Source organism: Spirulina sp. CCNP1310 (genome assembly GCF_034932185.1).
GTDB lineage: Bacteria > Cyanobacteriota > Cyanobacteriia > Cyanobacteriales > Spirulinaceae > Spirulina.
This window is the reverse complement of sequence record NZ_JAYGHW010000005.1, coordinates 1-25,697: the sequence shown is the minus strand read 5'-3', so window position 1 is coordinate 25,697 and position 25,697 is coordinate 1. Positions and strand designations below refer to the sequence as shown.

Below are 25,697 nucleotides of genomic sequence, written 5' to 3'. Positions count from 1 at the left end.
TTTGGCACTTCTACCCTTCATCATAGGAGACAGGTTGTTTTTGTGGCAATATGAGTAATTTTGATTTGGTAATTCGCGGCGGTGGCCTCTGGCTGGCTCCTATGGAGGGCTATCGCTCCCCGGTAATGGATATTGGCATTCGGGGCGATCGCCTCGTGGCCCTTGCCCCCCAACTCTCCGGTACGGGCCGGGTGGAAATTAATGCTGTTGGGAAATTGGTATCGCCGCCCTTTGTCGAGTCCCATATTCACCTCGATTCCGCCCTCACAGCAGGCCAGCCGAGGGTCAACGCCAGTGGCACGCTGTTTGAGGGGATTCAAATTTGGGCGGAGCGGAAACAGTCGCTAACGACTGAGGATGTACGGGAGCGGGCGATCGCCACGCTCAAAACCCAAGCCCAGCAAGGGGTGCTTTATGTCCGCAGTCATGTCGATGTTAGTGAACCCAACTTGACGGCCCTCAAGGCCCTGTTAACCGTTCGGGAAGCGGTGCGCGATTGGATCACGCTCCAGATCGTCGCCTTCCCCCAAGATGGCCTCTATGGCCATTCCCGCAATGCTGAACTGTATCAAGAGGCGATCGCCCTCGGTGTTGATGTCCTCGGGGGCATCCCCCACTATGAATTAACCCGTGAAGCGGGCGTGCAATCTGTTGAGCAGATTTTTAACTGGGCGGTGCAAAACAACCGGCTCATTGACCTCCATTGTGACGAAATCGACGACCCCCAATCGCGATTTTTAGAAGTGATGGCCGCCTGTGCCATCCGCCACGACATCGGCCCCCGTGCCACCGCCAGCCATACCACCGCCTTTGGCTCCTATGACAACGGCTACGCCAACAAGCTGATGGGCTTCCTGCAACGGGCCAAGCTCAATTTCATCGCCAATCCCTTAATTAACATCACGCTCCAAGGCCGCACCGACAGCTATCCCAAGCGGCGGGGGATTACACGGGTGAAAGAACTCTGGCAAGGGGGGTTAAACGTCAGCCTCGGCCATGACTGCATCCAAGATCCCTGGTATAGCTTGGGAACGGGGAATATGCTTGATGTGGCCAGTATGGCGATCCATGGCTGCCACATGACCGGCCAGCAGGAAATGCTGGCCTGCTACGACATGATCACCTATGGCGGGGCGCAAACGCTCCAACTTGAAAATTATGGTCTGGAACTGGGCAATCCAGCGGATCTAATCATTCTCGATGCCGCCGATCCGATCGCCGCTCTCCGCCAACGGGCCACGGTAACCACTGTGATTCGTGGGGGCCAAATTTTGGCCGAAACCCAACCGGCTGTTACGACTTGGCGGGTGGGGGACAGTGGGGAATAGAAAGCGGGTTTCTGGTTGGTGGTGGTGGGGCAATGAACTAAGCAACTGGGTTTTTCGGGGGGTTGCTGCCTTGTAACCTTTGACCCATGCTTTGAGCCTGCACAACGTTTATCCTAAAGGGCAACGTCTTTTTTCCTCCCTCCATGGCCCGCTCCTCCCGACCGAAACTGTTTTTCCCCCAAGACCCTCCTCAACCGAAGGGTTCCCTTAGTGCGATCGCCATTCGGCGGCACATCGGCACATTGATGCTCACCCTGGCCACGATGGTTTTAGGGGTGTTTTTCCTATTGCAACTCAATGTCGATCTCCTGCCTGCGATCACCTATCCCCGCATTGGCCTGCGGGTTGATGCCCCTGGCGTTTCTCCTGAAGTTGCCCTCGAAGAAGTCACCAAACCCTTAGAAGCGGCTCTCAGTGCGACTGAGGGGGTGGTACAGGTTTATTCCCAAACGCGGGAAGGGCGGATCAGTCTCGATTTGTTTTTCCAACCGGGGGAAGATATTGATCAAGCCCTTAATGATGCCACCGCAACGCTGAACCGCGCCCGCTCTAGTTTGCCGGATATTGTCGAAGAACCCCGACTGTTTAAGTTTGACCCCTCCCAACTGCCGGTCTATGAATTTGCCCTGGAATCTTCCCTGTTAGATCCGGTGCAATTGCGCGTTTTTGCGGATCAGGAAATTGCCCGTGAGTTGGCGATGGTGCTAGGGGTGGCCAGTGTGGATGTGTCTGGGGGCCTGCGGGAAGAGGTACAGGTCAATCTGGATTTGAACCGCTTGCAATCCTTGGGCGTGAGTTTGCAGGATGTGCTGACGGCGTTGCGGGAGCGGAATCAGGATATTGCGGGGGGACGGTTGGAGGGCGATCGCGGCGAACCCCTGGCCCGCACCATTGGCCGGTTGACCTCTATCCAGGAATTGCGGGATCTCCCCTTGCCCTTAAACAGCAGCCGTCGCATCTATTTGCGGGATGTGGCGGAAGTGGTGGATGGGGCGGAAGATCAGCGGGTGTTTGTCTCCCTCAATGGTGAGGGTGCGGTGAAGGTGAGTATTCAGAAACAGGCCGATGCCAACACGATCGCCGTTGTCGATGCTGTTAAAACGAAAATTGCTGAAATGCGGGATGGGGGGGCGATTCCCCCGGATATGACCCTCGTGCCGACCTTGGATGAATCGCGGTTTATTCGCAGTTCCATTGAAAATGTCGTTACCTCCGGCGTGACGGGGACGATTCTCGCCGCATTGGCGGTGTTTTTCTTCCTTGGCTCCCTCCGTCAGACGTTTATCATTGTCACCGCCATTCCCCTGGCTACCTTGGCAGCGGTGATTCTGATGCAATTGTTTGGCCTGTCGATTAACGTTTTCAGTTTGGGGGGGTTGGCTCTGGGGGTAGGGATTGTGGTGGATAACTCGATTGTGATGCTGGAGGCGATCGCCGCTGGTTCAGAAAATCATGATGATCCCATCACCCATGCGATCGCCAAAGGTCAAGAAGTGGAATCCGCCCTGATCGCCTCGACGATGACCAACCTCGTCTCCGTCCTCCCCTTCCTGATGATGGGCGGTTTATTCTCTCTGTTGTTTCGAGAATTAATCCTCACCATCAGCTTTGCCGTCGCCGCTTCCCTTATTCTCGCCTTAACCGTTGTCCCCGCTTTGGCCTCCCGCCTTTTGGGGCTACGCAACAAGAGCGGTGTGGAGCATTGGGGGATGATTGTCCAATTTAATCGCAGTTTTCTCTGGGTGCGCTATCGCTATGGCCAACTCTTAGCCCAGGCACTGAAACATCGGCTTTGGGTGATTATCCTGGCCTTTGCCCTGTTTGGTAGCGGGAGTGGGTGGATGGCGGGACAATTGCCCCAAAATATTCTCCCCGGCATTAGTACCGGCCAAGCTAACCTCTGGGCGCAATTCCCCCCTGGTACAACCTTGGCGGAAAACCGGCAGGTGATGGCGCGGGTGGATGAATTACTCTTAGCCCAGCCGGAAACGGAATATGTCTTTACCACCGCTGGTGGAGCCTTGTTTGCTAACCAAACCAGCGCAAATATACTACGCGGTTCGAGTTCCATCACGCTCAAACCCGGTACGAATGTCGAAGCCTATGTGGAACGTGTCACCCGTGAACTGGATCGCCTCAATTTGGTGAATACGCGATTGCGCCTTTCACCGGGGGAAGTGCGGGGGATTGTCCTGAGTAATTCACCCATTCGGGGGGCGGATGTGGATATTACGATCCAAGGGGATGATGGGGCGGTACTGGCGGCTACGGGCCAGGAAATACTCCGGGTTTTAGATGAAAATGTTGATGTGGTGCGGTTCCGCCCCGATGCAGACCCCCCAGAAGCGGAGGTGCAAGTGCTACCGGATTGGCAACGCTTGGCCACCTACGATCTCACTAATGGAGATGTGGGGGAAACGGTACAAACCGCCCTCCAAGGGTCTGTTCCCACTCGGTTACAACGGCGCGATATGCCTACGGCAGGCTTGCGCCACCGCTCCGGCACTTCAGAGCGTCTTGTGGATATTCGTGTCCAACTCCCCCCTGCACAACGTCAAGGGCGAGAGCAATTAGCCCAGGTTCCCCTCTTCACCAGTGGCAATACTGCGATCCGCCTCCGGGATGTGATCCGCTTGGAGCCTGGTTTGGCCCCCAGTCAAATCCAACGGATTAACCAGCGGGGGGTTTTTATGATTGCGGGTAATTTGGTGGAAGAGGGGGGCAGTGTATCGGAGGCGATCGCCCAAACGGAAGCAGCCCTCGCAACGGTGGAACTCCCGCCGGGGGTCGTGTTGATCCCCAGTTCCCAAGCCGAAGGCCAGCGGGAACTACAAGCGGCCTTAAAACTGTTGGGGGCGTTGGCAGTGTTTTTGGTGTTTGTCGTGATGGCGGTGCAGTACAACTCCCTCATTGATCCCTTGGTGATTCTCTGCACGATCCCCCTAGCCCTGGCGGGGGGGATTTTGGGGTTATACGTCACCCAAACGGAAGTGGGGGCGATGGTGTTGGTGGGGGCGGTGTTGTTGGTGGGGATTGTGGTCAATAATGCGATCGTGTTGGTGGAGTTGGCGAACCAAATTCGCGAGGAATTCGGCATTAGCCGTTATAGTGCGATGTTGCGGGCAGCCCCCCAACGGTTACGACCCATTTTAATGACCACAATTACAACGGTGTTGGGTCTGTTTCCCTTGGCTTTGGGAATCGGGGAAGGCTCGGAATTTCTCCAACCCCTAGGGGTGGTGGTGTTTTCCGGGCTATCCCTCGCCACATTGTTAACGCTGTTTATTATTCCCTGTTTCTATGTCCTCTTTTCTGGTGGCAACCCCCTCCGCGCCCCCTGGCAGGATCAAGAAACGATGGAAATAAACTAACCTCTCCTCCCATCTCGTGCCATGGCTAGGCCCGTGGCGCGGCCATGAGGCGGCTCTGCCGCCTGGAGGCAGAGCCTCCCGGATTGCGTTACTGGGCAGAGCCAAGTAACGAGGAAAGTTATCAATGGGCATTTTTATCCACCCGGAGGCGTACCGATTCCCGATGGGAATGGAGACCTTCGGCATTGGCCAGGGTTTGGACGGCTCCGGCAACCCGTTGCAAGGCTTGGGGGGAATATTGGATCAGGCTGGAATGTTTCATAAACGTTTCCACACCTAAGGCTGAGGCATAACGGGCCGCGCCGGAGGTGGGCAGCGTGTGGTTGGGGCCTGCTAAATAATCCCCTACGGCTTCGGGAGTAGAATTCCCTAGGAAAATTGCCCCCGCATGGCGGATCTGCTCCACTAAATCCCAGGGGTCTTCAATTTCTAACTCCAAATGTTCTGGGGCAAAGAGGTTGGAAAATTCCGCCGCCTGGGAAAGGGATTCCACAATCACAATCAGGCCGTAATGGGCGATCGCCTTTTCCGTCAAAATCCGTCGGGGGTGATATTCCAATTGTCGCGTCACCTCCTGCTGTACCTTCTGGGCCAACTCTGGATCAGGGGTGAGTAGGATCGCCGCCGCGAGGGGATCATGTTCCGCTTGGGCCAACAAATCCGCCGCCACATGGACAGGATTGGCATAGCGATCGGCAATAATCAACACCTCCGATGGCCCCGCCAGGGAGTCAATCCCCACCACGCCATAGACCATCTTTTTCGCCAGGGTGACGTAGATATTCCCCGGCCCGGTAATCACATCGACATTGGGAATCGTTGCTGTGCCGTAGGCGAGGGCGGCGATCGCCTGCGCCCCCCCCACCCGATAAATTTCCGTCACCCCCGCCTCCTGAGCCGCCACCAACACCGCCGGGTTAATTTTTCCCTCCGGCCCGGGGGGCGTGACCATGACAATGCGCGGCACTTGGGCCACCTTCGCCGGAATCGCATTCATGAGTACCGTACTGGGATAGGCCGCCCGCCCCCCAGGTACATATAAACCGGCCCGATCAACAGGGGTGTAGCGTTTCCCCAGCACCGTATCATCGTCTTGGAACTGCACCCAGGATTTCGGCAGCCGTTGGCGGTGAAAGGCTTCAATCTGCTGGCGGGCCAGAATAATCGCATCCAACAGTTCTTTAGAAACCTGTTGATAGGCCGCATCCAGTTCAGAGCCGCTGATGGCCAACTGTTCAACGGTGACGGTTTGACCGTCAAATTGGGCGGTATAGTCCAACAGAGCTTGATCGCCCTGCTGTTGAACCGTTTGCACAATGGTACGGACAGCTTCTTCCTGAGGCAGCGTCTCACTGCCGTGGGTGCGGCTACTAATACGGTGCAGTTCAGTACGGGCCTCAGTTGCCTCGGTGATGATTCGCAGCATGGTCTTGCAATGCCTGGGCGAGTGGTAAGGAGGAGAGTGGAGCAAGTGGGGGTCTTAGCGTCCCGGCACTTAATCCGGATTACGTTCTAGCTTAACGTGGATAGTTGAAGGCTGTGGGGCGATCGCTCCCCCGTTGAGCCAATTTGAGCGAATTGACAAATTTTAGCGATGGGCTGCGGTTTAAGTTGCGCAGTGGTTTCCCCTAGTGGTATATTAATATGTCCGACAAGTGTTTAATATTCTACCTGCAAACCCAGCAACCTGTTCAAGAAGACGACCGTGGCTAATTCTAAATCTGCGATTAAACGTATTGAAATTGCTGAGCGTAACCGCCTCCGTAATAAATCCTACAAATCTGCTGTCAAAACCCTCAGCAAGCGATATCTCGCAGCGGTGGATGCCTACGCGGCTAACCCCACCGCTGAACAACTCGCTGAAGTGAGTGCGGCCCAAGCACGGGTTTACAGCAAAATTGACAAAGCGGTGAAACGAGGTGTGCTCCATGTCAACACCGGAGCGCGGAAAAAATCCCGTCTGGTGCGGTATTTACGGCGCAACGAAACCCCAGCGGTTTCGGCCTAGGGTTCACGGGGCGATTCCTGTCACGCCCAATCCGCCCAACGCGATCGCCCTTTGGGCAACGGCCCATATATCCATCATTGGGTTGCCCCATGCAGCTAGTTGATACCCATGTCCATATTAACTTCGAGGTCTTACAACCAGACCTGGAAGCCGTGCGGGCCCGCTGGCAAGAGGCTGGCGTGGTGCAGTTGGTGCATTCCTGCGTTCGCCCCGATGAATTTCCCCAAATCCAGGCCCTGGCGGATCGCTTCCCAGAGCTATTTTTTGCTGTGGGTTTGCATCCCCTCGATGCCGACGCATGGCATGAGGGTCTAGGGCCAGAAATTCATCGGTTAGCGGCATCGGATCAGCGGGTGGTGGCCATTGGGGAATTGGGCCTGGATTTTTTCAAAGCCCAAAACGCTGACCATCAACGCCAAGTCTGCCGCCAACAATTGGAAATTGCGGCGGCTTTAGATTTGCCGGTGATCATCCACTGTCGCGATGCCGCCGCTGCGATGCGAGAACTCCTCCAAGAAATGAACGACACCTGCGGCCCGATTCGCGGCGTGATGCATTGTTGGGGGGGCAATCCCACGGAAACCCAATGGTTTTTAGATCTGGGGCTGTACATCAGTTTTAGCGGCATTGTCACGTTTAAAAATGCCCATGATCTCCATGCTTCGGCGCAAATGGTACCGAGCGATCGCCTCCTGATCGAAACCGATTGTCCCTTCTTGGCCCCCGTCCCCCATCGGGGCAAACGCAATGAACCCAGCTATGTCCATCATGTTGCCCGAGCGGTAGCCCAACTCCGCCAAGAGGAATTGGCGGATCTGGCCGCCACCACCACCGCCAACGCCCGCCAACTGTTCCGCCTACCCGTCCATTGAGGAGAGAGGGAAGAGGAGAGAGAAAAGAGCAAAATCAATTTTTCTCACTTCTCACTACTCTCCCCTCACTGCTCTCCCCCCCCTCCGTCCCCATCGTCAAAACCCATGACCAACCTAACCTACAATCTGCTGCCAGACTTGATTGAGATTCAACGGTCAAGTTTCCGTTGGTTTCTAGAAACCGGCTTGATTGAAGAACTCAATAGTTTTTCGCCAATCACAGACTATACCGGCAAGTTGGAATTGCATTTTATTGGGGATAAGTTCAAACTCCATGCCCCCAAGTACGATGTGGATGAGGCCAAACGGCGGGATGCTAGCTATTCCGTACAAATGTATGTGCCGACTCGGTTGATCAATAAGGAAACCGGGGAAATTAAAGAAATGGAAGTGTTTATCGGGGATCTGCCCCTGATGACCGACCGAGGCACGTTTATTATTAACGGGGCGGAGCGGGTGATTGTGAATCAGATCGTGCGATCGCCCGGTGTCTATTACAAAGCCGAAACCGACAAAAACGGTCGCCGCACCTATTCCGCCTCCCTGATCCCCAACCGGGGGGCCTGGCTCAAGTTTGAAACCGATAAAAATAGTTTGGTGTGGGTGCGCATTGATAAAACCCGCAAACTGTCGGCTCAGGTTTTACTGAAGGCGATCGGCCTCACCGATAACGAAATCATGGATGGCCTACGCCACCCCGATTTCTATCAGAAAACCCTCGATAAAGAAGGCAACCCCACTGAGGAAGAAGCCTTGATGGAGTTGTACCGCAAGCTCCGTCCCGGTGAACCCCCCACGGTGAACGGCGGTCGTCAGTTGCTCGAATCCCGCTTTTTCGATAACAAGCGCTACGACTTGGGCAAGGTGGGCCGCTACAAAATCAACAAAAAACTCCGCCTCAACACCCCCGACACGATCCGCGTTCTCACCAACGATGACATCATGGCGGCAATCAACTACCTGATTAACCTGGAGTTTGATAGCGGTAACACCGATGATATTGACCACTTGGGGAATCGGCGGGTGCGTTCGGTGGGGGAACTGCTGCAAAACCAAGTCCGGGTTGGGTTGAATCGGTTAGAGCGGATCATCCGGGAACGAATGACGGTTTCTGAAGCCGATTCCCTCACCCCCGCTTCGTTGGTGAACCCTAAGCCCCTGGTGGCTGCCATTAAGGAATTTTTCGGCTCCTCCCAACTGTCCCAATTTATGGATCAAACCAATCCCCTCGCGGAATTGACCCATAAACGCCGCCTTTCTGCCCTGGGCCCCGGCGGTCTCACCCGTGAGCGGGCCGGCTTTGCGGTGCGGGATATTCACCCCTCCCACTATGGGCGGATCTGTCCGGTGGAAACGCCGGAAGGCCCCAACGCCGGGCTGATCGGCTCCTTGGCTACCTATGCCCGCGTTAATCAGTACGGCTTTATTGAAACCCCCTATTACCGGGTGGAAAATGGCCATGTGCTTTATACCGATACCCCTGAATACCTCACCGCCGATCAAGAGGATGATCTTCAGGTGGCTCCGGGGGATGTGTCCACCGATGAAAATAATAAAATTAAGGGCGATCGCGTCCCCGTCCGCTATCGGCAGGAATTCTCCACCACCACCCCCGAACAGGTAGACTATGTAGCGGTTTCCCCGATGCAAATCGTCTCCGTCGCCACCTCATTAATCCCCTTCCTGGAGCACGACGACGCGAACCGCGCCCTGATGGGTTCCAATATGCAGCGGCAAGCCGTGCCTCTGTTGCGACCGGAGCGGCCCCTGGTGGGGACGGGTTTAGAGGCACAGGCCGCCCGCGACTCCGGCATGGTGGTGGTGTCGCGCCATTATGGAACAGTGAGCTATGTGGATGCGGAATCGGTGCGGATTCGGGTCGATTGGAGCGAAGAGGAAATTGCCGCCGCCGAGGAAGCCAACCAAACCCTCCCGGCAGAAGTGGAGTACGAAATTCAAAAATACCAACGCTCCAACCAAGACACCTGCCTCAACCAGCGGCCCCTGGTCTATCAAGATGAGCCGGTGGTTCCCGGTCAAGTCTTAGCCGATGGTTCCGCTACCGAAGGGGGTGAACTGGCTCTGGGGCAGAACATCCTCCTCGCCTATATGCCTTGGGAAGGCTACAACTACGAAGATGCGATCCTGATCAGTGAACGCCTCGTCATGGATGATGTCTACACCAGTATTCACATCGAAAAATACGAAATTGAAGCCCGCCAAACCAAATTAGGCCCCGAAGAAATCACCCGCGAAATTCCCAACGTTGGGGAAGATGCCCTCCGCAACCTCGATGAGCGGGGCATCATCCGCATTGGCGCTTGGGTGGAATCCAGCGATATCCTCGTCGGCAAAGTCACCCCCAAAGGCGAATCCGACCAACCCCCAGAGGAAAAACTGCTCCGCGCCATCTTCGGCGAAAAAGCCCGCGATGTCCGGGATAACTCCCTGCGGGTTCCCAACGGCGAAAAGGGTCGCGTTGTCGATGTGCGCGTCTTCACCCGTGAGCAGGGGGATGAACTTCCCCCCGGCGCGAACATGGTGGTACGGGTCTATGTCGCCCAAAAACGCAAGATCCAAGTGGGGGATAAAATGGCCGGTCGCCATGGCAATAAGGGGATTATTTCCCGGATTATGGCCGCCGAAGATATGCCCTACCTCCCCGATGGCCGCCCCGTGGATATTGTCCTCAATCCCCTCGGTGTGCCGTCCCGGATGAATGTGGGCCAGGTGTTTGAATGCCTCCTGGGCTGGGCCGGGGAAAACCTCGGCGTGCGGTTTAAAATCACCCCCTTTGATGAAATGTATGGGGAAGAAGCCAGCCGCACCGCTGTCCATGGCAAGCTCGAAGAAGCCAGCCGCAAACCCGGTAAAAGTTGGGTGTTCAGCCTCGATAACCCTGGTAAGATCACCGTCCGCGATGGCCGCACCGGCGAACCCTTCGATAGTCCCGTCGCTGTAGGCATTGCCTATATGCTCAAACTCGTTCACCTCGTTGATGATAAGATTCACGCCCGTTCCACGGGGCCTTACTCCCTCGTCACCCAACAACCCCTAGGGGGCAAAGCCCAACAGGGGGGACAGCGGTTCGGAGAAATGGAGGTGTGGGCCTTGGAAGCCTACGGCGCAGGCTACATTCTCCAGGAATTGCTCACGGTGAAATCCGACGATATGCAGGGGCGCAATGAAGCCTTAAATGCGATCGTCAAGGGCAAACCCATTCCCCGCCCCGGCACACCGGAATCCTTTAAGGTGCTCATGCGGGAACTTCAATCCCTCGGCCTAGATATTGCCGTCCACAAAGTCGAAACCGCCACCGACGGCAACAGCGACGACACCGAAGTGGACTTAATGGCCGATGTGGATCGCCGCCGCGCCCCCAACCGCCCCACCTACGAATCCCTCACCGCTGACGACCTCCAAGAAGACGAAGCGTAAGAAAGGCAGAAGGCAGAAGGATGAAGGCAGAAGGCAGAAATTGCCACAAAAATCCTTCATCCCTCCCCCTTCATCCTTCAAAAATCCCTCCCCCTTCATCCTTCATCCTTCATCCTTCATCCTTGATCTTATGTCTGACAACCGTTTCGACTACGTAAAAATCGGCATAGCTTCCCCCGATCGCATTCGTCAATGGGGGGAACGGACTCTCCCCAATGGCCAATTGGTGGGGGAAGTCACTAAACCCGAAACGATCAATTACCGCACCCTCAAGCCCGAAATGGACGGCCTGTTCTGCGAGCGCATCTTTGGCCCCGCCAAAGATTGGGAATGCCACTGCGGCAAATATAAACGGGTTCGCCATCGCGGCATTGTTTGCGAACGCTGCGGTGTGGAGGTGACAGAATCCCGCGTCCGTCGCCACCGGATGGGCTACATCAAACTGGCGGCCCCCGTTACCCATGTGTGGTATCTCAAGGGCATCCCTAGCTATTTGAGCATTCTGCTGGATATGGCGCTGCGGGATGTGGAGCAGATTGTTTATTTCAATGCCTATGTGGTGTTGGATCCCGGCAATGCCAGTAACTTGAGCTATCGCCAATTGCTCACGGAAGACCAATGGCTGGAAATTGAGGAGCAACTCTATGAGGAGGATTCTCAACTGGAAGGCATTGAGGTGGGGATTGGGGCGGAAGCGGTGCAGCGGTTGCTGGAGGAGATTAACCTGGAGGAGGAGGCGGAAAAGCTGCGGGAGGAAATTTCCGGGGCCAAGGGGCAAAAGCGGGCCAAGCTGATTAAGCGGCTGCGGGTGATTGATAACTTTATTGCTACGGGGGCGCGACCGGAATGGATGATCCTTTCCTATATTCCGGTGATTCCCCCGGATCTGCGGCCGATGGTGCAGTTGGATGGGGGGCGGTTTGCCACGTCGGATTTAAATGATCTCTATCGCCGGGTGATTAACCGCAATAATCGTCTGGCGCGGTTGCAGGAAATTCTTGCGCCGGAAATCATTGTCCGCAATGAAAAACGGATGCTCCAGGAGGCGGTGGATGCGCTGATTGACAATGGCCGCCGGGGTCGTACGGTGGTGGGGGCCAATAATCGCCCCCTGAAATCCCTCTCGGATATTATCGAGGGGAAACAGGGCCGGTTCCGGCAGAATTTGCTGGGGAAACGGGTGGATTATTCCGGACGGTCGGTGATTGTGGTGGGGCCGAAGTTGCGGATTTATCAATGTGGTCTGCCTCGGGAGATGGCGATCGAATTGTTTCAGCCTTTTGTGATTCACCGCTTGATTAAGGGTGGGTTGGTGAACAATATTAAGGCGGCGAAAAAGCTGATCCAGCGGGGCGATCCCACGGTGTGGGATGTGTTGGAGGAGGTGATTGCGGGCCATCCGGTGCTGCTGAACCGTGCGCCGACGTTGCACCGCTTGGGGATTCAGGCCTTTGAACCGATTTTGGTGGAGGGGCGGGCGATTCAACTGCATCCTTTGGTTTGTCCGGCGTTTAATGCGGATTTTGACGGGGATCAGATGGCGGTTCATGTGCCGCTGTCGTTGGAGGCGCAGGCGGAGGCGCGGTTGTTGATGCTGGCTTGCCACAATATTCTTTCTCCGGCAACGGGGGGGCCGATTGTGGCTCCTTCTCAGGATATGGTGTTGGGTTGCTATTACCTGACGGCGGAAAATCCTGACTATGAGCGGCCGGCTCTGGTGAGGAATGGGGATGAGGCGTTGGAGCGGATTAAGGGGGGCCAAGCCCGCCGGTTTGCTTCGATGGATGACACGCTCCAAGCTTTTGAGCAGGCTCAATTGAATATCCATGAGTATGTTTGGCTGCGCTATGGGGGTGAGGTGGAGGTGGCAAAGGCGGAGGTGGAGTTGGCGATCGCCACGGCCCCAGGCATTCGCTGCTATGGGGAACCCCGGGGGGAGGAGACTTACCTGCCCACCCGCCTGATCCGGGAAACGGAGGAGGGGGAGCGTTTCCAATATGTCTATACGACTCCGGGGCGGATTATCTACAACAAAACCATCGGGGAGGCGTTGGGGATTGCGTAGGTCGGGGGCAGGATCCCCCCCTGCCCCCCCTTAAAAAGGGGGGGTTCAAGGAAAAAAACCCCCTGTTTAAGGGGGTCGGCGCAGCCGGGGGGATCTAGCACCGGCTACCCACGGGCAGGATCCCCCCCTGCCCCCCCTTAAAAAGGGGGGGTTCAAGGAAAAAACCCTCTTTTTAAGGGGGTCGGCGCAGCCGGGGGGATCCTTCCCCATTCCCCATTCCCTGTTCATCCTTCATCCTTCATCCTTCAAAACATCCTTCAAATGACTAAAACTCCTCGTTTCTTTAACCACATTGTTGACAAAGGTAAGCTCAAAAAGTTAATCGCTTGGGCCTATACGAACTATGGCAGCGCTCGCTGTTCGCAGGTGGCGGATTACCTCAAGGAAATGGGGTTCCACTATGCGACGATCGCCGGGGTTTCCATTAGTGTTGATGATTTGCAAGTGCCGGCGGTGAAAAAGGCGATGCTGGCTACCGCTGAGGCGGAGGTGGCGATCACGGAGGAGCGCTATCGCACCGGGAAAATTACCGAGGTGGAGCGGTTCCAGAAGGTGATTGATACCTGGAATAGTACCTCTGAGGAATTGAAAGATGAGGTGGTGCGGAATTTCCGAGACAATACGCCCCTGAATAGTGTCTATATGATGGCCTTTAGTGGGGCGCGGGGGAATCTTTCCCAGGTGCGCCAGTTGGTGGGGATGCGGGGCTTGATGGCGGATCCCCAGGGGGAAATTATTGCGCTGCCGATTAAGACGAATTTCCGCGAAGGGTTGACGGTGACGGAATATATTATTTCCTCCTACGGGGCGCGGAAAGGGTTGGTGGATACGGCGTTGCGGACGGCGGATTCGGGCTATTTGACGCGGCGGCTGGTGGATGTGAGCCAGGATGTGATTGTGCGGGAATCGGACTGTGGCACGCAGCGGAGTATTACGGCGGAACCGATGAAGGATGGCGATCGCATTCTCATCAAACTCGCCAGTCGTCTCTATGGTCGCGCTCTGGCGGAAGATGCGATCCACCCGGAAACGGGGGAAGTGATTGCCCGGCGCAATGACTTTATGGATCACGACCTGAGCCAAGCGATTGAAAGGGCGGGGATTGACAAGATTAAGGTGCGATCGCCCCTGACCTGCGATGCGGCCCGGTCGGTGTGTCAGCATTGCTATGGCTGGAGTTTAGCCCATGGCAAGCTGGTGGATCTGGGGGAAGCGGTGGGGATTATTGCCGCCCAATCGATTGGCGAACCGGGGACACAGTTGACGATGCGGACATTCCACACCGGGGGGGTATTCACCGGGGAAGTGGCGCGGACGTTTAAGGCCGATGCGGCGGGGAAAATTCAATTTGGCAAAAAACTGAAAACCCGCCCGGTGCGCACCCGCCACGGGGATGACCTGGAGCAGGTGGAGGTGGCGGGGGATCTGATCCTCACCGCGACGAGCGGAGAGAAATTCACCTATACGGTTAGCCCTGGGTCACTGCTGTTGGTGCAAAAAGGCGACGGGGTGGAGGCGGGGCAGATCCTCGCGGAGGAGTCGATTACGAAACGGCAAAAATCGACGGAAAAGGCCACCAAAGATGTGGCTTCGGATCTCTCCGGGGAAATCCGGTTTGACCGCCTGGTGGCGGAGGAAAAGACCGATCGCCAGGGGAATATTACCCATATTGCCCAACGGGGGGGTCTGCTGTGGGTGTTGGCGGGGGAGGTGTATAACCTGTTGCCGGGGGCGGAGCCGGTGGTGAAGAATGGCGATCGCGTTGAACAGGGGGAGGTGTTAGCCCAGACGCAACTGCGGACGATCCACGGCGGCGTAGTGCGGCTGACGGAAGGGAGCCGGGAAATTGAGATTATTACCGCTTCCGTCCAGTTGGATCAGGCCAGTGTGCGGCGCACCGTGTCCGGGACGCGGGAACAGTACATCATTCAAACGGGCCATGGCCAGCAGTTCTTCCTCAAGGCTACACCGGGGGCGAAGGTGCAAAACCATCAGGTGATTGCGGAACTGAGCGATGACCAATACCGCACCCAAACCGGCGGGACGATTAAATACGCGGGGGTGGAAACGGGGAAATCTCGCGGTAAAAAGCAGGGCTACGAAGTCACCAAAGGGGGAACGCTGCTGTGGATTCCCGAAGAATGCCATGAGGTGAACAAGGATATTTCGCTGTTGATGGTGGAAGAGGGGCAGTATGTGGAGGCCGGCACAGAGGTGGTCAAGGACATCTTCTGTCAATCGGCGGGGATTGTGGAGGTGGTGCAGAAGAACGACATTCTCCGGGAAATGGTGATTAAACCGGGGGATCTGCATATGCTGGATGAACCCCCGATTGTCGATGCCGATGGGCAACTGTTGCAACCGGGAACGGAAATCTTCCCCGGCTTCACGCTGACGGCGTTGAAATACGGGGAATATGTGGACACGCCGGAAGGGTTAGCGCTGCTGCTGCGGCCGGTGGTGGAATACCAGATCGCCGATGAACCGGATGTGCCGTCCCAGGATTCGATCAATGGCGGGGCGGGGCAGCAGATTGAACTGCGGGCAGTGCAACGGCTCTACTACAAGGATGGGGAGCGGGTCAAGTCCGTGGATGGGGTGGAATTGCTGAGTACGCAATTGGTGTTAGAGATGATTGAAGACCGGGTGGCCAATGAACATGGCGATGTGGCGACGATGAGCGCCGATATCGAACTGGTTCCCCATGATCCTGAGGATGAGAACACGGAGTATCAACTGCAAATCGTGATTTTAGAATCCTTGGTGATTCGCCGGGATATGGATGCGGATACGACGACGGGGGGGACAAGGACCTACATCGTGGTGGAGGATGGCCAGGAAATTCCCCCCGCTGCGGTGGTGGCGAAAACGGAGATTCAATGTAAGGAAGGGGGGTTGATCCAGGGAATTCAAACGGAAACGGAAGCAATGCGCCGGGTGCTGGTGACGCGGAACACGGATCTGCTGACGGTGGATCTGGACATTGCCCCAAATCTCGCCCAGGGGGATTTGGTGGTGGCGGGGCAGGCGTTGGCCCCTGGGGTGCCTTCGCCGGAATCGGGGCAGGTGTTGGCACTGTCGGAGACTGAGGTGATTCTGCGCCGGGCGCGGCCCTATCGGGTTTCGGCGGGGGCATTGTTGCAGGTGGGGGATAAGGATCTGGTGCAACGGGGGGATAACCTGGTGCTGCTGGTGTTTGAACGGTCGAAGACGGGGGATATTATCCAGGGTCTACCTCGGATTGAGGAGTTGCTGGAAGCCCGTCGCCCCCGGGAAGCCTGTGTGTTTGCCCGTCGCCCTGGGGTGGCCCAGGTGGTGTATGAGGCGGATGAGACGGTGGATATTAAGATCATCGAGGAGGATGGGACGATTAGTGATTACCCGATTAGTCCGGGGCAGAATGCGATTGTTTCCGATGGTCAACAGGTGACAACGGCGGAGGCGATTACCGATGGCCCCTCGAACCCCCATGAAATCCTGGAGACGTTCTTTGAATATTACAAAGACCAGATTGGCGACTATCAGGCGGCATTGATTGCCCTGGAAAAGGCGCAGTTCTTCCTGGTGGACAGTGTGCAGGGGGTGTATCAATCCCAGGGCATTGATATTTCCGACAAACATATTGAGGTGATTGTGCGGCAGATGACCTCGAAGGTGCGGATTGACGACGGCGGCGATACAACGATGCTGCCGGGGGAATTGGTGGAGTTGCGCCAAGTGGAGCAGGTGAACGATGCGATGGGGATCACCGGCGGCGCTCCAGCCCGGTATACGCCGGTACTGCTGGGGATTACGAAGGCATCGCTAAACACGGACAGCTTCATCTCCGCCGCTTCATTCCAGGAAACGACCCGCGTCCTGACGGAGGCAGCGATTGAGGGCAAATCCGACTGGCTGCGGGGTCTGAAGGAGAACGTGATCATCGGTCGCCTGATTCCCGCCGGAACCGGCTTCCATGCCACCGAGGAGTTCCGCGACAGCAGCCTCGACTTTGACAATGGTCATGATTTCGCCCCCGCTCTCCCCACACGAGGCATACCAGAGGCGAACTATGGTCGCGCCGGGGCGGATTTTAGTCGCGATAGCCATGATCTTGATGAGGACATGGTGCTGGATGACCAAACGGCCCGGATCTATCACTTGGATAGTGGGGACGATTTAGCAGAACACGCCACGTTCCTATTGGATGAGGAGGAATAAGAGATTATTGTCGGGGCGAACAATGTAGGGGCGGAACATCTTTTGCCCCTACAAATGCAAAGGAGAGAGAAAAGAGCAGAGAGAAAAGAGCAAGATCAATTTTTCTCACTTCTCACGCCTCACTTCTCACTCCATTTTTTGAGGAATCTAGATTCTCTCTAGGGTAGGTGCCAATTGATGTTAGACAATTCTCCCAATCCGACAACGGCTCCCCCCCAAGGTCATAGCCATGTCCACAGTGTTGAAACCCAGCGCCAGATTATTAATCGCTTGTCTCGCATTGAGGGTCATATTCGGGGCGTGAAAAATATGGTGCAGGAGGATCGCCACTGTGCGGAAGTGTTGATCCAAATTGCGGCGGTGCGGGGGGCGTTGGATCGAGTCGCCCGGATGATTTTAGATGAACACCTGACGGCCTGTGTGGCTCGTGCTGCGGAAGAAGGCAATATTGAAGCGGAAATTGAGGAGCTGAAGGCGGCTCTCGATCGCTTCCTCCCTTAGTTCTTTTGTGCAATATTTATGAAGCCGTTTTTGCAACAACGACTAACGCTCATTGCTGAGATTATGTTAGGGGTGGGCTGTGCGATCGCCCTCTCTGCCCTTCGGGCCCATGCCCAAGGCCCTGCCCCCACGGGTCGGGTGGAGATGGATCTGTTTCAGTCTTTGATTTTAGGCGTGATCCAAGGGTTAACGGAGTTTATCCCGATTAGCAGCACGGCTCACCTCAAAGTAATTCCTGAAGTATTGGGCTGGGGTGATCCCGGTGTGACGTTTACAGCTGTGATTCAGTTGGGGAGTATTGCGGCGGTGCTGTGGTATTTCTGGGGCGATATTGTTGATTTATCCCTAGGGGCCTGGCGGGCGCTGCAAAAACGAGACTGGCAGGATCAAAACTGGCGGATTTCCTTAGGGATTGCGGTGGGAACTGTACCCATTGTTTTGGTGGGCCTGTTACTGAAGGCGCTGGTTCCGGATTTGGATAATTCGCCGATTCGCAGTTTGGGGGCGATCGCCCTGGCCTCCATCGTCATGGCTTCTCTCTTAGCCCTCGGGGAAAAAATCGGCAAACGTACCCAAACCTTTGAAAACCTCAAAACCCGCGATGGGATCATCATGGGGTTAGCCCAGGCCTTGGCCCTGATGCCGGGGGTTTCCCGTTCTGGCTCAACGATTACCGCTGGCCTGTTCATGGGTTTGGAGCGAGCCACCGCTGCCCGGTTTTCGTTCCTGTTGGGGATTCCGGCGATTACGTTGGCGGGTTTGGTGCAGTTGAAAACCGATGTGATTGATGTGGGGGTTTCCCAATCAGAATGGATTTCCCTGATTGCCGGTACAGCTTCCTCAGCAGTATTTTCCTACCTTTCCATTGCCTGGTTGTTGAAATATTTACAAAAACAAAATACTTGGGTGTTTGTCTGGTATCGCCTTGGTTTTGGGGTGGTGATTTTGGCAGGATTGGCCCTGGGTTGGTTGGTGTAGGGTGAAACGCTCAAGCAACTCATTCATTGCCCCTTCACCCAGAACTTTATGCCCATTCTATCGATGATTGCGGCTCTCAGGCAGATTGAGTATAGCTTGATCACGCTCTTGGAAAGGGGGTAGACTTCCCTGATTCTGCCAATGTTGTTGAAAGGTAGGCATTCTTTCCAAAAAACATCACATCCCCACCTTGATCGGATTTAACGGTGAAGTTAGCCTGCGCCGCTTCCAACTGTTCTCTTCGCTTGAACCAAAGACATCTTATGCCAAATCTTGTATTTTCAAAGCAACCAATTATCTAACTTTAAGGCAGGCACACGCTCAAATTCACGGGTATTTGCTGTAATAAGGGTCAGATCAAGAGCTAGGGCATGAGCAGCAATCAGTAAATCATTCGGACCAATCGGAGTTCCTGCTTGCTCCAAATTTGTACGAATTGAGGCATAGTGCTCATCTACAGGTGATTCCAACGGCAAAACTGTCAAAACTTCAAGGATGCGTTCTAGTTGTTGTACCAGACGGGAGGAACCACTCTTAACTACTCCAAATCGTAGTTCACACGCCACAATGATGCTAGTACAAACGCTATCTTCCCCGACATCGACAATATGGTGGAAAATCCGACCTTGAGGATGTCTGATCAAATCTGACAGGATATTTGTATCAAGGAGGTATTGATAGGTCATTGGGTGGTACTAAAGTGTGATGTCATCCAGGGGAAGTAACCCCTCATCTAGATTAGGGAAATCATCCGTAATGTCTGGCAACGTCGTTAGCAAAGAAAGGAGAGAATGAGCAGGAATGAGTTCAATGATTAAGCGATGACCTTCTTTGCGTAACAAAACTTCTGTACCGGATAGGGCAAGTTCATGGGGAATGGTTAGGACTTGATCTTGTCCATTTGTGAGTAAGGAAACATGACGAGAGTTTTGCATAAGTGACCTCTTTGTTGTTTGAACTGTGAGAAAATCGGTGAAAATCTATTTCTGTATTTGCTAGTTTGGCAAGAATATCGGGAGCATGAGTTATTCAACCAGCGAAACAATTGCGTTTTGCTGACTTTCAGGTAAGGCTTGTAACAAAGGCGATCGCCCGCCCAAGTAACTCAGGCATTGCCCCTTCACCCAGAACTTTACACCCATTCTATCGATGATCGCGGCTCTCATGCAGATTGAGCATAGCGCGATCGCGCTCTTGAAAAGTGGGTAAACCTCCCTGATCCTGCCAATGTTGTTGAAAATTAGGCATTGTCTCCAAAAACATCACATTGTTAGGCGAACTACGAGGATTTGAACGCTAAACTGAAACCAAGCTCAATACATACTGCTTTCTCAATTTCTTCCCAATAAACTTCTTCCAAAATACCCTGTTTATGCTTAATTCTTTGAGCATCTACAGCCCTCATTTGACTTAAGTTGATGTGCCGATCTCTATCAAGTCCATTCTGTGTAGTTGGTGTAATATTCACAACGAACGGATAAGTCTTTGTTCCAGGCAACAAAGGAGCAACTATTGTTGTTGCCCCATTTTGGTTGCCGATATCATTTTGCAAAATTAGACAAGGGCGTTCTTTATCGGTTTCATGACCAATAACAGGTTTCAGATCAACCCACCATATCTCTCCTCGCTTGTAGGTTAAGTTTCCGTTAGGCATTTAAACCATCGCCCACTGCAACATCCCAGACGGAAATTTCTTCCTGGAACTCCGGGTCATTAGCCTGATCTTTATAAGCATCTTCTAGCTCTTTCATAAAAATCCTTCTCTTCTCTTGCCAGAGGACATCATTTATAAATCTGCTACGATTGCTTGCTAGCCGATCTACAAAATCTAGAACTTCGTCATCCAAGGTTATACTGACTTTCTTACTCATGGCTGTAAGCTGCCCGCGACAGTCTAGTAGGATTCCACTGTCATACTAACCAATCCTACATCAGTTGTCAATAAGAATATCGGGAGACCAGGAGCATGAGTTATCTCAGCAACGAAGCAATTGCGTTCTGCTCACGTTCAGGTAAGGCTTGTAATGGAGAGCACACGCTCAAGCAACTCAGTCATTGCTACTTCACCCAGAACTTTATACTCATTCTATCGATGATCGCGGCTCTCAGGCAGATTGAGCATAGCCCGCTCACGCTCTTGGAAAGTGGGTAAACCTCCCTGATCCTGCCAATGTTGTTGAAAAGTAGGCATTGTCTCCAAAAACATCACACTCGCAGTTTGATAAAAATATTCTATTTCTCATTAGAAATTACTTTTGCAACTTCATCAACCCAGTGATCTATAGTCACACTTTTAACAAGAGTTTTTATACTACTCAATCTAGTCTTTTTATCCTCCGGTGAATCACATATTGCCCTACTAATTGCTTGCCCTAAAGAAACAAAGCTTTCAGACTCAAAACTATAAGCATAGTTTCCAATAAATCTGTAAGTACCAGAAGTATTAGATGTAACAATACTACCACAGCCATTATTAGAAAGTGCATACTCTAATGGCGAAAGGGGCATACCATCAAAGCGGGAAGCTAAGATGAACATATGACAGAATTTGTAAAGAACTTTTAACTCTTCTCGGTTGAATCTTCGATGAATTACATGCACTCTACTCTTGCAAGACAAACGAGATAAAATGCTAGAGATAGAACGCTCCTCATCCTGATAGATTTCTGAAGATTCTCGATGATGCGGTGCGATTATCAATAGATGAGAGTTAGAATTTGGATGGTTTTTCAAGTAGTATTCAAATCCTTGTATTGTGAGAGGTATGTTTTTTACAAAATCTAGTCGGCTAACACTTAGTAAATAGTTGTCATGATCAGAAAACTCAACATCAAAGTATTTAAGAGATTCTTGAAAGTCTTTACGGGAAATATACTCAGCTTGTTCAAAACCTCTATCTGGCCCAGGTATTAATACTTCCAAATTAGTGTTCAAATCTTCATCAGGAAAATAATATTCAAATGATCTTTTGAAATTATTAGAGTATTCGTTTGTAAGAAAAAAAACTTTCTCGCATTTGGAAAGACCTTCCACAATCTCTTTGTGTATGTTTTTGTGAAATTCAACATTGAGAAAAGGAATGAACCAAAAAAATATCTTACGGCATTTCCAATCAATGAGAGTCGGCAATTTGTAGAGGTGATAGTCACACAAAATCACGTCAAAATTCATGTATTCTCGCATTTCTTCTATGACTACGTTCATAACATAGAGATAATCACTGTATTTATCGCATGATATAGCCTTACTAGGATATCCTAATAATACTGGATACAAACACTCTGAGATAAATTCATAGTAATATCTGCTATAGCTGTGATCTTTCACAAAAATCACTTGTAGTTTATCGTCGAAATTAGACTCCACGGAGTTTGAAGAAAGCTTATCAGAACATATACATAGCCACTTATGGCAAAAGTTAGATACCAAATTCATGTAAGCATCACCGGTACCGCCAGCAGAAAAATGTAATTTAGTAGCCGATTTAAAATTGGGGCCTCTATTCGAGACCAGTATAAAAGTTTTGGTAACATTAGCCTGACTTTGCACCCAACTCTGGGAAGTCTCCGTTGCCTGGTCAATGCCCGCTAGAGAGATTTTCTCATGTAACAACCGATTCACCGACTTCTTGATCTCCTCCGACTTCGGTTGCCATTGCAAATTTTCCACGAACTGGCGACCACAGTCCTGGCACCTGTGATTTTGCTTCCCCCAGTGGTTGGTGCCATTCTTAGAGATATCGTGAGACCCACAGGTTGGGCAGGTTATTTCGATGGTCATTGTCTTGCTCCTAACTTCATTATCGTGGTGGTGTGGCCTGATTTTCCTCTGTCCCGCGCACTACATAGACTACTAAAGTTTTAGGAATGCACATATTTAGCTCCATATTGTATACTGCTCGCTTGTTAAATAATTGGTCATTTCATCTACAAAGCGGTTCAAGAACTGAGATTTATATATTCTACACAAGTCCATATGGACATTGATTGATTCATAATCAATGTGCCTTCTGTGGCATATTTTATCTGATAGAAAAAATCGGGCATTTTCATTTCTATACCTCTTATTATCAGCAGCATAGGGAAGATCTGCATAATAAAATTTTGACACATTTAACTGTTGACAAGCAGTTCGCACTAACAAATGGTCAACATGTGAACCAAAAGCAGCAGGAATAAAAAACTCGCCATTAGGGTGGATCTGGGTTGTAATGTATTGTTTAATACTTTCCACTATGCACGTATCTAGCCAAACTTCATCTCCATTCTTAATAAACAAGTTATTTAAAGTATAGCCTCTCAATGGGGCTTCTGGCAAATCCATATAAAAGATATTTTCGACACCTACTTTCGTCAGTGCACTTTTATCTTCATCCTTTCGAATGGCTAAGGCGTCTGCTTTTGATACTATAGACTCATAAACAAAGTTTGTTTCAGAAAATACATTAATCACAGAAATAGAGTAGTTGGAACTTAGCATATACGCGCCAAGCGAAAATACAGCATCATCGATGTGTGGCGAGACTATATAAATTGTTTGCATGATTCACCAACTAGTTTCTGGGCTACTAAATTTCGCAGCAGTTTCTCATCTTCATCTAACAACTTCTGAACCTCAATACAAATCTCTATGATGTGATTTTTACTGTCAATACAATTTATTAAATTAGGATATAAGAACCTGTCTAGAGCAGTTTCTTTAAACGCAATTTCTGAATATATATCAACCATCCATTTTCTCATTCGTATGGCCTGATCTAGCATATTCAAAGTCTTTTTAGGTGCCTTTAAAACATTGCTTCCCCCCCAACCAATGAGCTTCTGAGCATCTTTCAGAATTACAAAAGGTGTCAATAGGGGTGCTGATACACATTGTCCAAAGGAAATGCCAGTTGCGACATCCAATAAAGCAGCTTCTGTAACAATAGGTGATTGATTGTTAGTGGTAAGAGTATCTTGACTGATTATTGTTAAGCCAATCATTTTGGAGGTATCAAATGTTTCAAATGGTTTCGCAAAAACATTTTTGAGGTCATCGTGCCTATATCTTAAGGCATCAAGTGCTAAATTTGAAGCAGATTGCACTATTAGCAATATATCAATGTCATCAAACTCCTCATCGTGTCCATATAAATAGCTGCCATATATGCTGTAACCTTGTATTGTCGCTTCGCTTTGAATAATGTCTTGCACAGCTTCTTGTAGTATTGATTGTAATCTTTGATGATTAATCATACAAAACCTTCGAGATGCTTTATCTTTAAAGTATTGGGTTGAACGATACCAATTTTGGTTCTTCAATCCAGCAATATTAGCACGCAGACCATTTATGCCCCAGTTGGGAATGTAATCAAAATCGACATAAGCAACCCTATTGCATAAGTCCTGCAAGAAGTCCTTATCTACATCACAAAGTCCTCTATCATTAGAAGAGAGAACACGGAAGGGGAAATCTACTAAGAGTTTTTGAACAAAAACATCCTTGTCATATTCTTTCATAATCATGTTAATTTTTTCACCTCAGCCTTTTGTAAACTATTATTTGCCAGATCTACACCAGTTAATAAGTTAAGCCCACTTCTCTTGCCAATCTCTATACTACCCAAGTCTGAGTCATAATTGAGACTTTTAGCCCCATTAAGAGTAGCCCATTTCAATAAGGAGTGAATAGGAATATTAGGGAAATACCTGTTTATAGTTTTGAGTTCTTCTAATACTGACAATTGAAAGTTAGATGCTAAACTATCCGTGCCAATAGCAATTGTTGCGCCTTCTGTCACGAAGGAAGGAATATCAGGTAATACCCCTTCAATATAGAGATTTGAGTTGGGACACATTACCCAATAGATTGTCCCATTAACTTTTTCTGCATAATCTACAGCATATTGAATATCTTCTATAGAGGTAAAAATATTGTGCACAAGTAGAAGTTGATTATTATGGAGCAAGTTATGTAGTGTGTAATGCAAAGAATTTTCACCATTAGCTTCAAAAAAATCGTACTTTGCATTTATCCGTTCATATAAGTCTACAAAAGCACCTGTTTTAGCTTTGAAAAATAGTTCTTCGGCTTTACACTCTTGGTTATGAATGCTCAAAATACAATCAAATTCCATAGAAAAATTCTTGATTAGATGCAGAAGTTCGGGACTTGTATTATAAGGAGCATGGGGAACAATACTCTTCGATCCCCTATTCGCAGTTGGCATTATTTGGTAAAGTGATCTTCCCCTATCAAAAAGTTCTACGGCCCGTTCAGAGTCACCCCCCAAAATTTCTATGAAAGTATGGTATCTGATATTCCCCAAAGACTTTTGATAAAAAGTATAAGTAGTGTTTGATAAGTCTCCTACAGCAACAATACCCGCCTCAATGATTTTCTGTTCTTCACACTCAATTGCATTTATAATTTCTGATTTTTCCGCTTTTCGAAGAGCAGATATTCCTTCGATAAAGGGTATTAGTCCACCTACATTTCGAGGGGTCTTATCTCGTAAATGTGATAACTCGAGATGGCAATGGGCATTAATAAAGCCAGGAATGATTATACCTTCGTAGATCTCCAAATCATCTTTTTTACCCACTTCCCTTTGACTTATAGACACAATTGTATTGTAGCTGTCCAAAGTAACCATTCCATACTCAATGACAGGCCCTGAAATTGTGTAGATGTAATCAGCGGAAATTTTTCTGTAGGAAGATATGTCTGCATCTTGATTGCACATAAAACCTCATCCGTCAATCTGAAAATATTTTGCTCTTTGCGGCAGAACTAAAATAGTCTACTGTGTGATACAAACCTTCATCTAAGGGGTACATCTCAGTTAGGAGATGAGTATAATTACTCAGACCAAGTATATGATTGTAATCCAATTAAGCCGTCAGTGCCCCATTCAGGTACGCACACCTATGCTTTAACACCTTTGGCACATTCTCC

18 protein-coding genes are annotated in these 25,697 nt (G+C 51.3%); 9 read left to right on the top strand and 9 right to left on the bottom strand.

What is annotated here, in order from left to right; genetic code table 11:
* The first annotated feature begins 50 nt into the window (after positions 1-50).
* Complete coding sequence (locus VB712_RS02455) at positions 51-1,328, top strand: cytosine deaminase (RefSeq protein WP_323251775.1); 1,278 nt, start codon at positions 51-53, stop codon at positions 1,326-1,328.
* A 143-nt stretch (positions 1,329-1,471) separates the two neighbouring features.
* Positions 1,472-4,699, top strand: coding sequence for an efflux RND transporter permease subunit (locus tag VB712_RS02450; RefSeq protein ID WP_323251773.1), 3,228 nt, complete (start codon positions 1,472-1,474; stop codon positions 4,697-4,699).
* Positions 4,700-4,820: 121 nt separating this feature from the next.
* Here VB712_RS02450 and hisD read toward each other — a convergent pair whose 3' ends face one another.
* Entirely contained in the window at positions 4,821-6,125 is a 1,305-nt protein-coding gene (gene hisD / locus VB712_RS02445; protein ID WP_323251770.1) for a histidinol dehydrogenase, read from the bottom strand.
* 279 nt (positions 6,126-6,404) lie between these two features.
* Between hisD and rpsT the strand changes: the two genes are divergently transcribed.
* The 7 genes from rpsT to VB712_RS02410 all read left to right on the top strand — a co-directional run bounded on the left by rpsT (position 6,405) and on the right by VB712_RS02410 (position 18,761).
* Positions 6,405-6,707 carry a 30S ribosomal protein S20 gene (gene rpsT / locus VB712_RS02440; protein WP_323251768.1) on the top strand — a complete coding sequence of 101 codons (303 nt, stop codon included), beginning with the start codon at positions 6,405-6,407 and terminating at the stop codon, positions 6,705-6,707.
* Between the two features lie 89 nt (positions 6,708-6,796).
* On the top strand, positions 6,797-7,579 hold the full coding sequence (locus VB712_RS02435) for a TatD family hydrolase (protein ID WP_323251766.1): 783 nt from the start codon (positions 6,797-6,799) through the stop codon (positions 7,577-7,579).
* 105 nt (positions 7,580-7,684) lie between these two features.
* Entirely contained in the window at positions 7,685-11,017 is a 3,333-nt protein-coding gene (gene rpoB, locus VB712_RS02430; RefSeq protein WP_323251764.1) for a DNA-directed RNA polymerase subunit beta, read from the top strand.
* Between the two features lie 130 nt (positions 11,018-11,147).
* Positions 11,148-13,082, top strand: a complete 1,935-nt coding sequence (locus tag VB712_RS02425; protein ID WP_323251762.1) for a DNA-directed RNA polymerase subunit gamma — start codon at positions 11,148-11,150, stop codon at positions 13,080-13,082.
* A gap of 261 nt (positions 13,083-13,343) precedes the next feature.
* Positions 13,344-17,282: a DNA-directed RNA polymerase subunit beta' gene (locus VB712_RS02420; protein WP_323251760.1), complete on the top strand. Its 3,939-nt coding sequence runs from the start codon at positions 13,344-13,346 to the stop codon at positions 17,280-17,282.
* Between the two features lie 177 nt (positions 17,283-17,459).
* Complete coding sequence (locus tag VB712_RS02415) at positions 17,460-17,783, top strand: metal-sensing transcriptional repressor (protein ID WP_323251758.1); 324 nt, start codon at positions 17,460-17,462, stop codon at positions 17,781-17,783.
* An 18-nt stretch (positions 17,784-17,801) separates the two neighbouring features.
* A complete protein-coding gene (locus VB712_RS02410) occupies positions 17,802-18,761 on the top strand; it encodes an undecaprenyl-diphosphate phosphatase (RefSeq protein WP_323251756.1) in 960 nt (319 codons plus the stop codon).
* Between the two features lie 281 nt (positions 18,762-19,042).
* Here the strand turns inward: VB712_RS02410 and VB712_RS02405 are convergent, their stop codons facing one another.
* From VB712_RS02405 to VB712_RS02365, 8 genes are all read right to left on the bottom strand, one after another.
* Positions 19,043-19,447 (bottom strand): type II toxin-antitoxin system VapC family toxin, encoded by a 405-nt coding sequence (locus VB712_RS02405; RefSeq protein ID WP_323251754.1) that lies wholly within the window; start codon positions 19,445-19,447, stop codon positions 19,043-19,045.
* Between the two features lie 9 nt (positions 19,448-19,456).
* A complete protein-coding gene (locus VB712_RS02400; protein ID WP_272118205.1) occupies positions 19,457-19,696 on the bottom strand; it encodes an antitoxin in 240 nt (79 codons plus the stop codon).
* 344 nt (positions 19,697-20,040) lie between these two features.
* Positions 20,041-20,415 carry a type II toxin-antitoxin system PemK/MazF family toxin gene (locus tag VB712_RS02395; protein ID WP_323251751.1) on the bottom strand — a complete coding sequence of 125 codons (375 nt, stop codon included), beginning with the start codon at positions 20,413-20,415 and terminating at the stop codon, positions 20,041-20,043.
* Complete coding sequence (locus VB712_RS02390; RefSeq protein ID WP_323251749.1) at positions 20,408-20,632, bottom strand: hypothetical protein; 225 nt, start codon at positions 20,630-20,632, stop codon at positions 20,408-20,410. Before VB712_RS02390 ends, VB712_RS02395 begins: the two co-directional genes overlap by 8 nt.
* A 361-nt stretch (positions 20,633-20,993) precedes the next feature.
* A complete protein-coding gene (locus VB712_RS02385; protein WP_416236227.1) occupies positions 20,994-22,541 on the bottom strand; it encodes a trehalose-6-phosphate synthase in 1,548 nt (515 codons plus the stop codon).
* 96 nt (positions 22,542-22,637) lie between these two features.
* A complete protein-coding gene (locus VB712_RS02375; protein WP_323251747.1) occupies positions 22,638-23,303 on the bottom strand; it encodes a PIG-L deacetylase family protein in 666 nt (221 codons plus the stop codon).
* Positions 23,285-24,265 carry a hypothetical protein gene (locus VB712_RS02370; RefSeq protein WP_323251745.1) on the bottom strand — a complete coding sequence of 327 codons (981 nt, stop codon included), beginning with the start codon at positions 24,263-24,265 and terminating at the stop codon, positions 23,285-23,287. The genes VB712_RS02375 and VB712_RS02370 overlap by 19 nt, the downstream gene beginning before the upstream one ends.
* A complete protein-coding gene (locus VB712_RS02365) occupies positions 24,262-25,485 on the bottom strand; it encodes an amidohydrolase family protein (RefSeq protein WP_323251743.1) in 1,224 nt (407 codons plus the stop codon). The genes VB712_RS02370 and VB712_RS02365 overlap by 4 nt, the downstream gene beginning before the upstream one ends.
* Positions 25,486-25,697: the final 212 nt, after the last annotated feature.

What these genes read in the sequence shown, in the direction of transcription:
- VB712_RS02455 (WP_323251775.1), top strand. Translation starts at nt 51, where the DNA reads ATGAGTAATTTTGATTTGGTAATTCGCGGCGGTGGCCTCTGGCTGGCT.
- VB712_RS02450 (WP_323251773.1), top strand. Translation starts at nt 1,472, where the DNA reads ATGGCCCGCTCCTCCCGACCGAAACTGTTTTTCCCCCAAGACCCTCCT.
- hisD (WP_323251770.1), bottom strand. Translation starts at nt 6,125, where the DNA reads ATGCTGCGAATCATCACCGAGGCAACTGAGGCCCGTACTGAACTGCAC.
- VB712_RS02435 (WP_323251766.1), top strand. Translation starts at nt 6,797, where the DNA reads ATGCAGCTAGTTGATACCCATGTCCATATTAACTTCGAGGTCTTACAA.
- rpoB (WP_323251764.1), top strand. Translation starts at nt 7,685, where the DNA reads ATGACCAACCTAACCTACAATCTGCTGCCAGACTTGATTGAGATTCAA.
- VB712_RS02425 (WP_323251762.1), top strand. Translation starts at nt 11,148, where the DNA reads ATGTCTGACAACCGTTTCGACTACGTAAAAATCGGCATAGCTTCCCCC.
- VB712_RS02420 (WP_323251760.1), top strand. Translation starts at nt 13,344, where the DNA reads ATGACTAAAACTCCTCGTTTCTTTAACCACATTGTTGACAAAGGTAAG.
- VB712_RS02415 (WP_323251758.1), top strand. Translation starts at nt 17,460, where the DNA reads ATGTTAGACAATTCTCCCAATCCGACAACGGCTCCCCCCCAAGGTCAT.
- VB712_RS02410 (WP_323251756.1), top strand. Translation starts at nt 17,802, where the DNA reads ATGAAGCCGTTTTTGCAACAACGACTAACGCTCATTGCTGAGATTATG.
- VB712_RS02405 (WP_323251754.1), bottom strand. Translation starts at nt 19,447, where the DNA reads ATGACCTATCAATACCTCCTTGATACAAATATCCTGTCAGATTTGATC.
- VB712_RS02400 (WP_272118205.1), bottom strand. Translation starts at nt 19,696, where the DNA reads ATGCAAAACTCTCGTCATGTTTCCTTACTCACAAATGGACAAGATCAA.
- VB712_RS02395 (WP_323251751.1), bottom strand. Translation starts at nt 20,415, where the DNA reads ATGCCTAACGGAAACTTAACCTACAAGCGAGGAGAGATATGGTGGGTT.
- VB712_RS02390 (WP_323251749.1), bottom strand. Translation starts at nt 20,632, where the DNA reads ATGAGTAAGAAAGTCAGTATAACCTTGGATGACGAAGTTCTAGATTTT.
- VB712_RS02385 (WP_416236227.1), bottom strand. Translation starts at nt 22,541, where the DNA reads ATGACCATCGAAATAACCTGCCCAACCTGTGGGTCTCACGATATCTCT.
- VB712_RS02375 (WP_323251747.1), bottom strand. Translation starts at nt 23,303, where the DNA reads ATGCAAACAATTTATATAGTCTCGCCACACATCGATGATGCTGTATTT.
- VB712_RS02370 (WP_323251745.1), bottom strand. Translation starts at nt 24,265, where the DNA reads ATGATTATGAAAGAATATGACAAGGATGTTTTTGTTCAAAAACTCTTA.
- VB712_RS02365 (WP_323251743.1), bottom strand. Translation starts at nt 25,485, where the DNA reads ATGTGCAATCAAGATGCAGACATATCTTCCTACAGAAAAATTTCCGCT.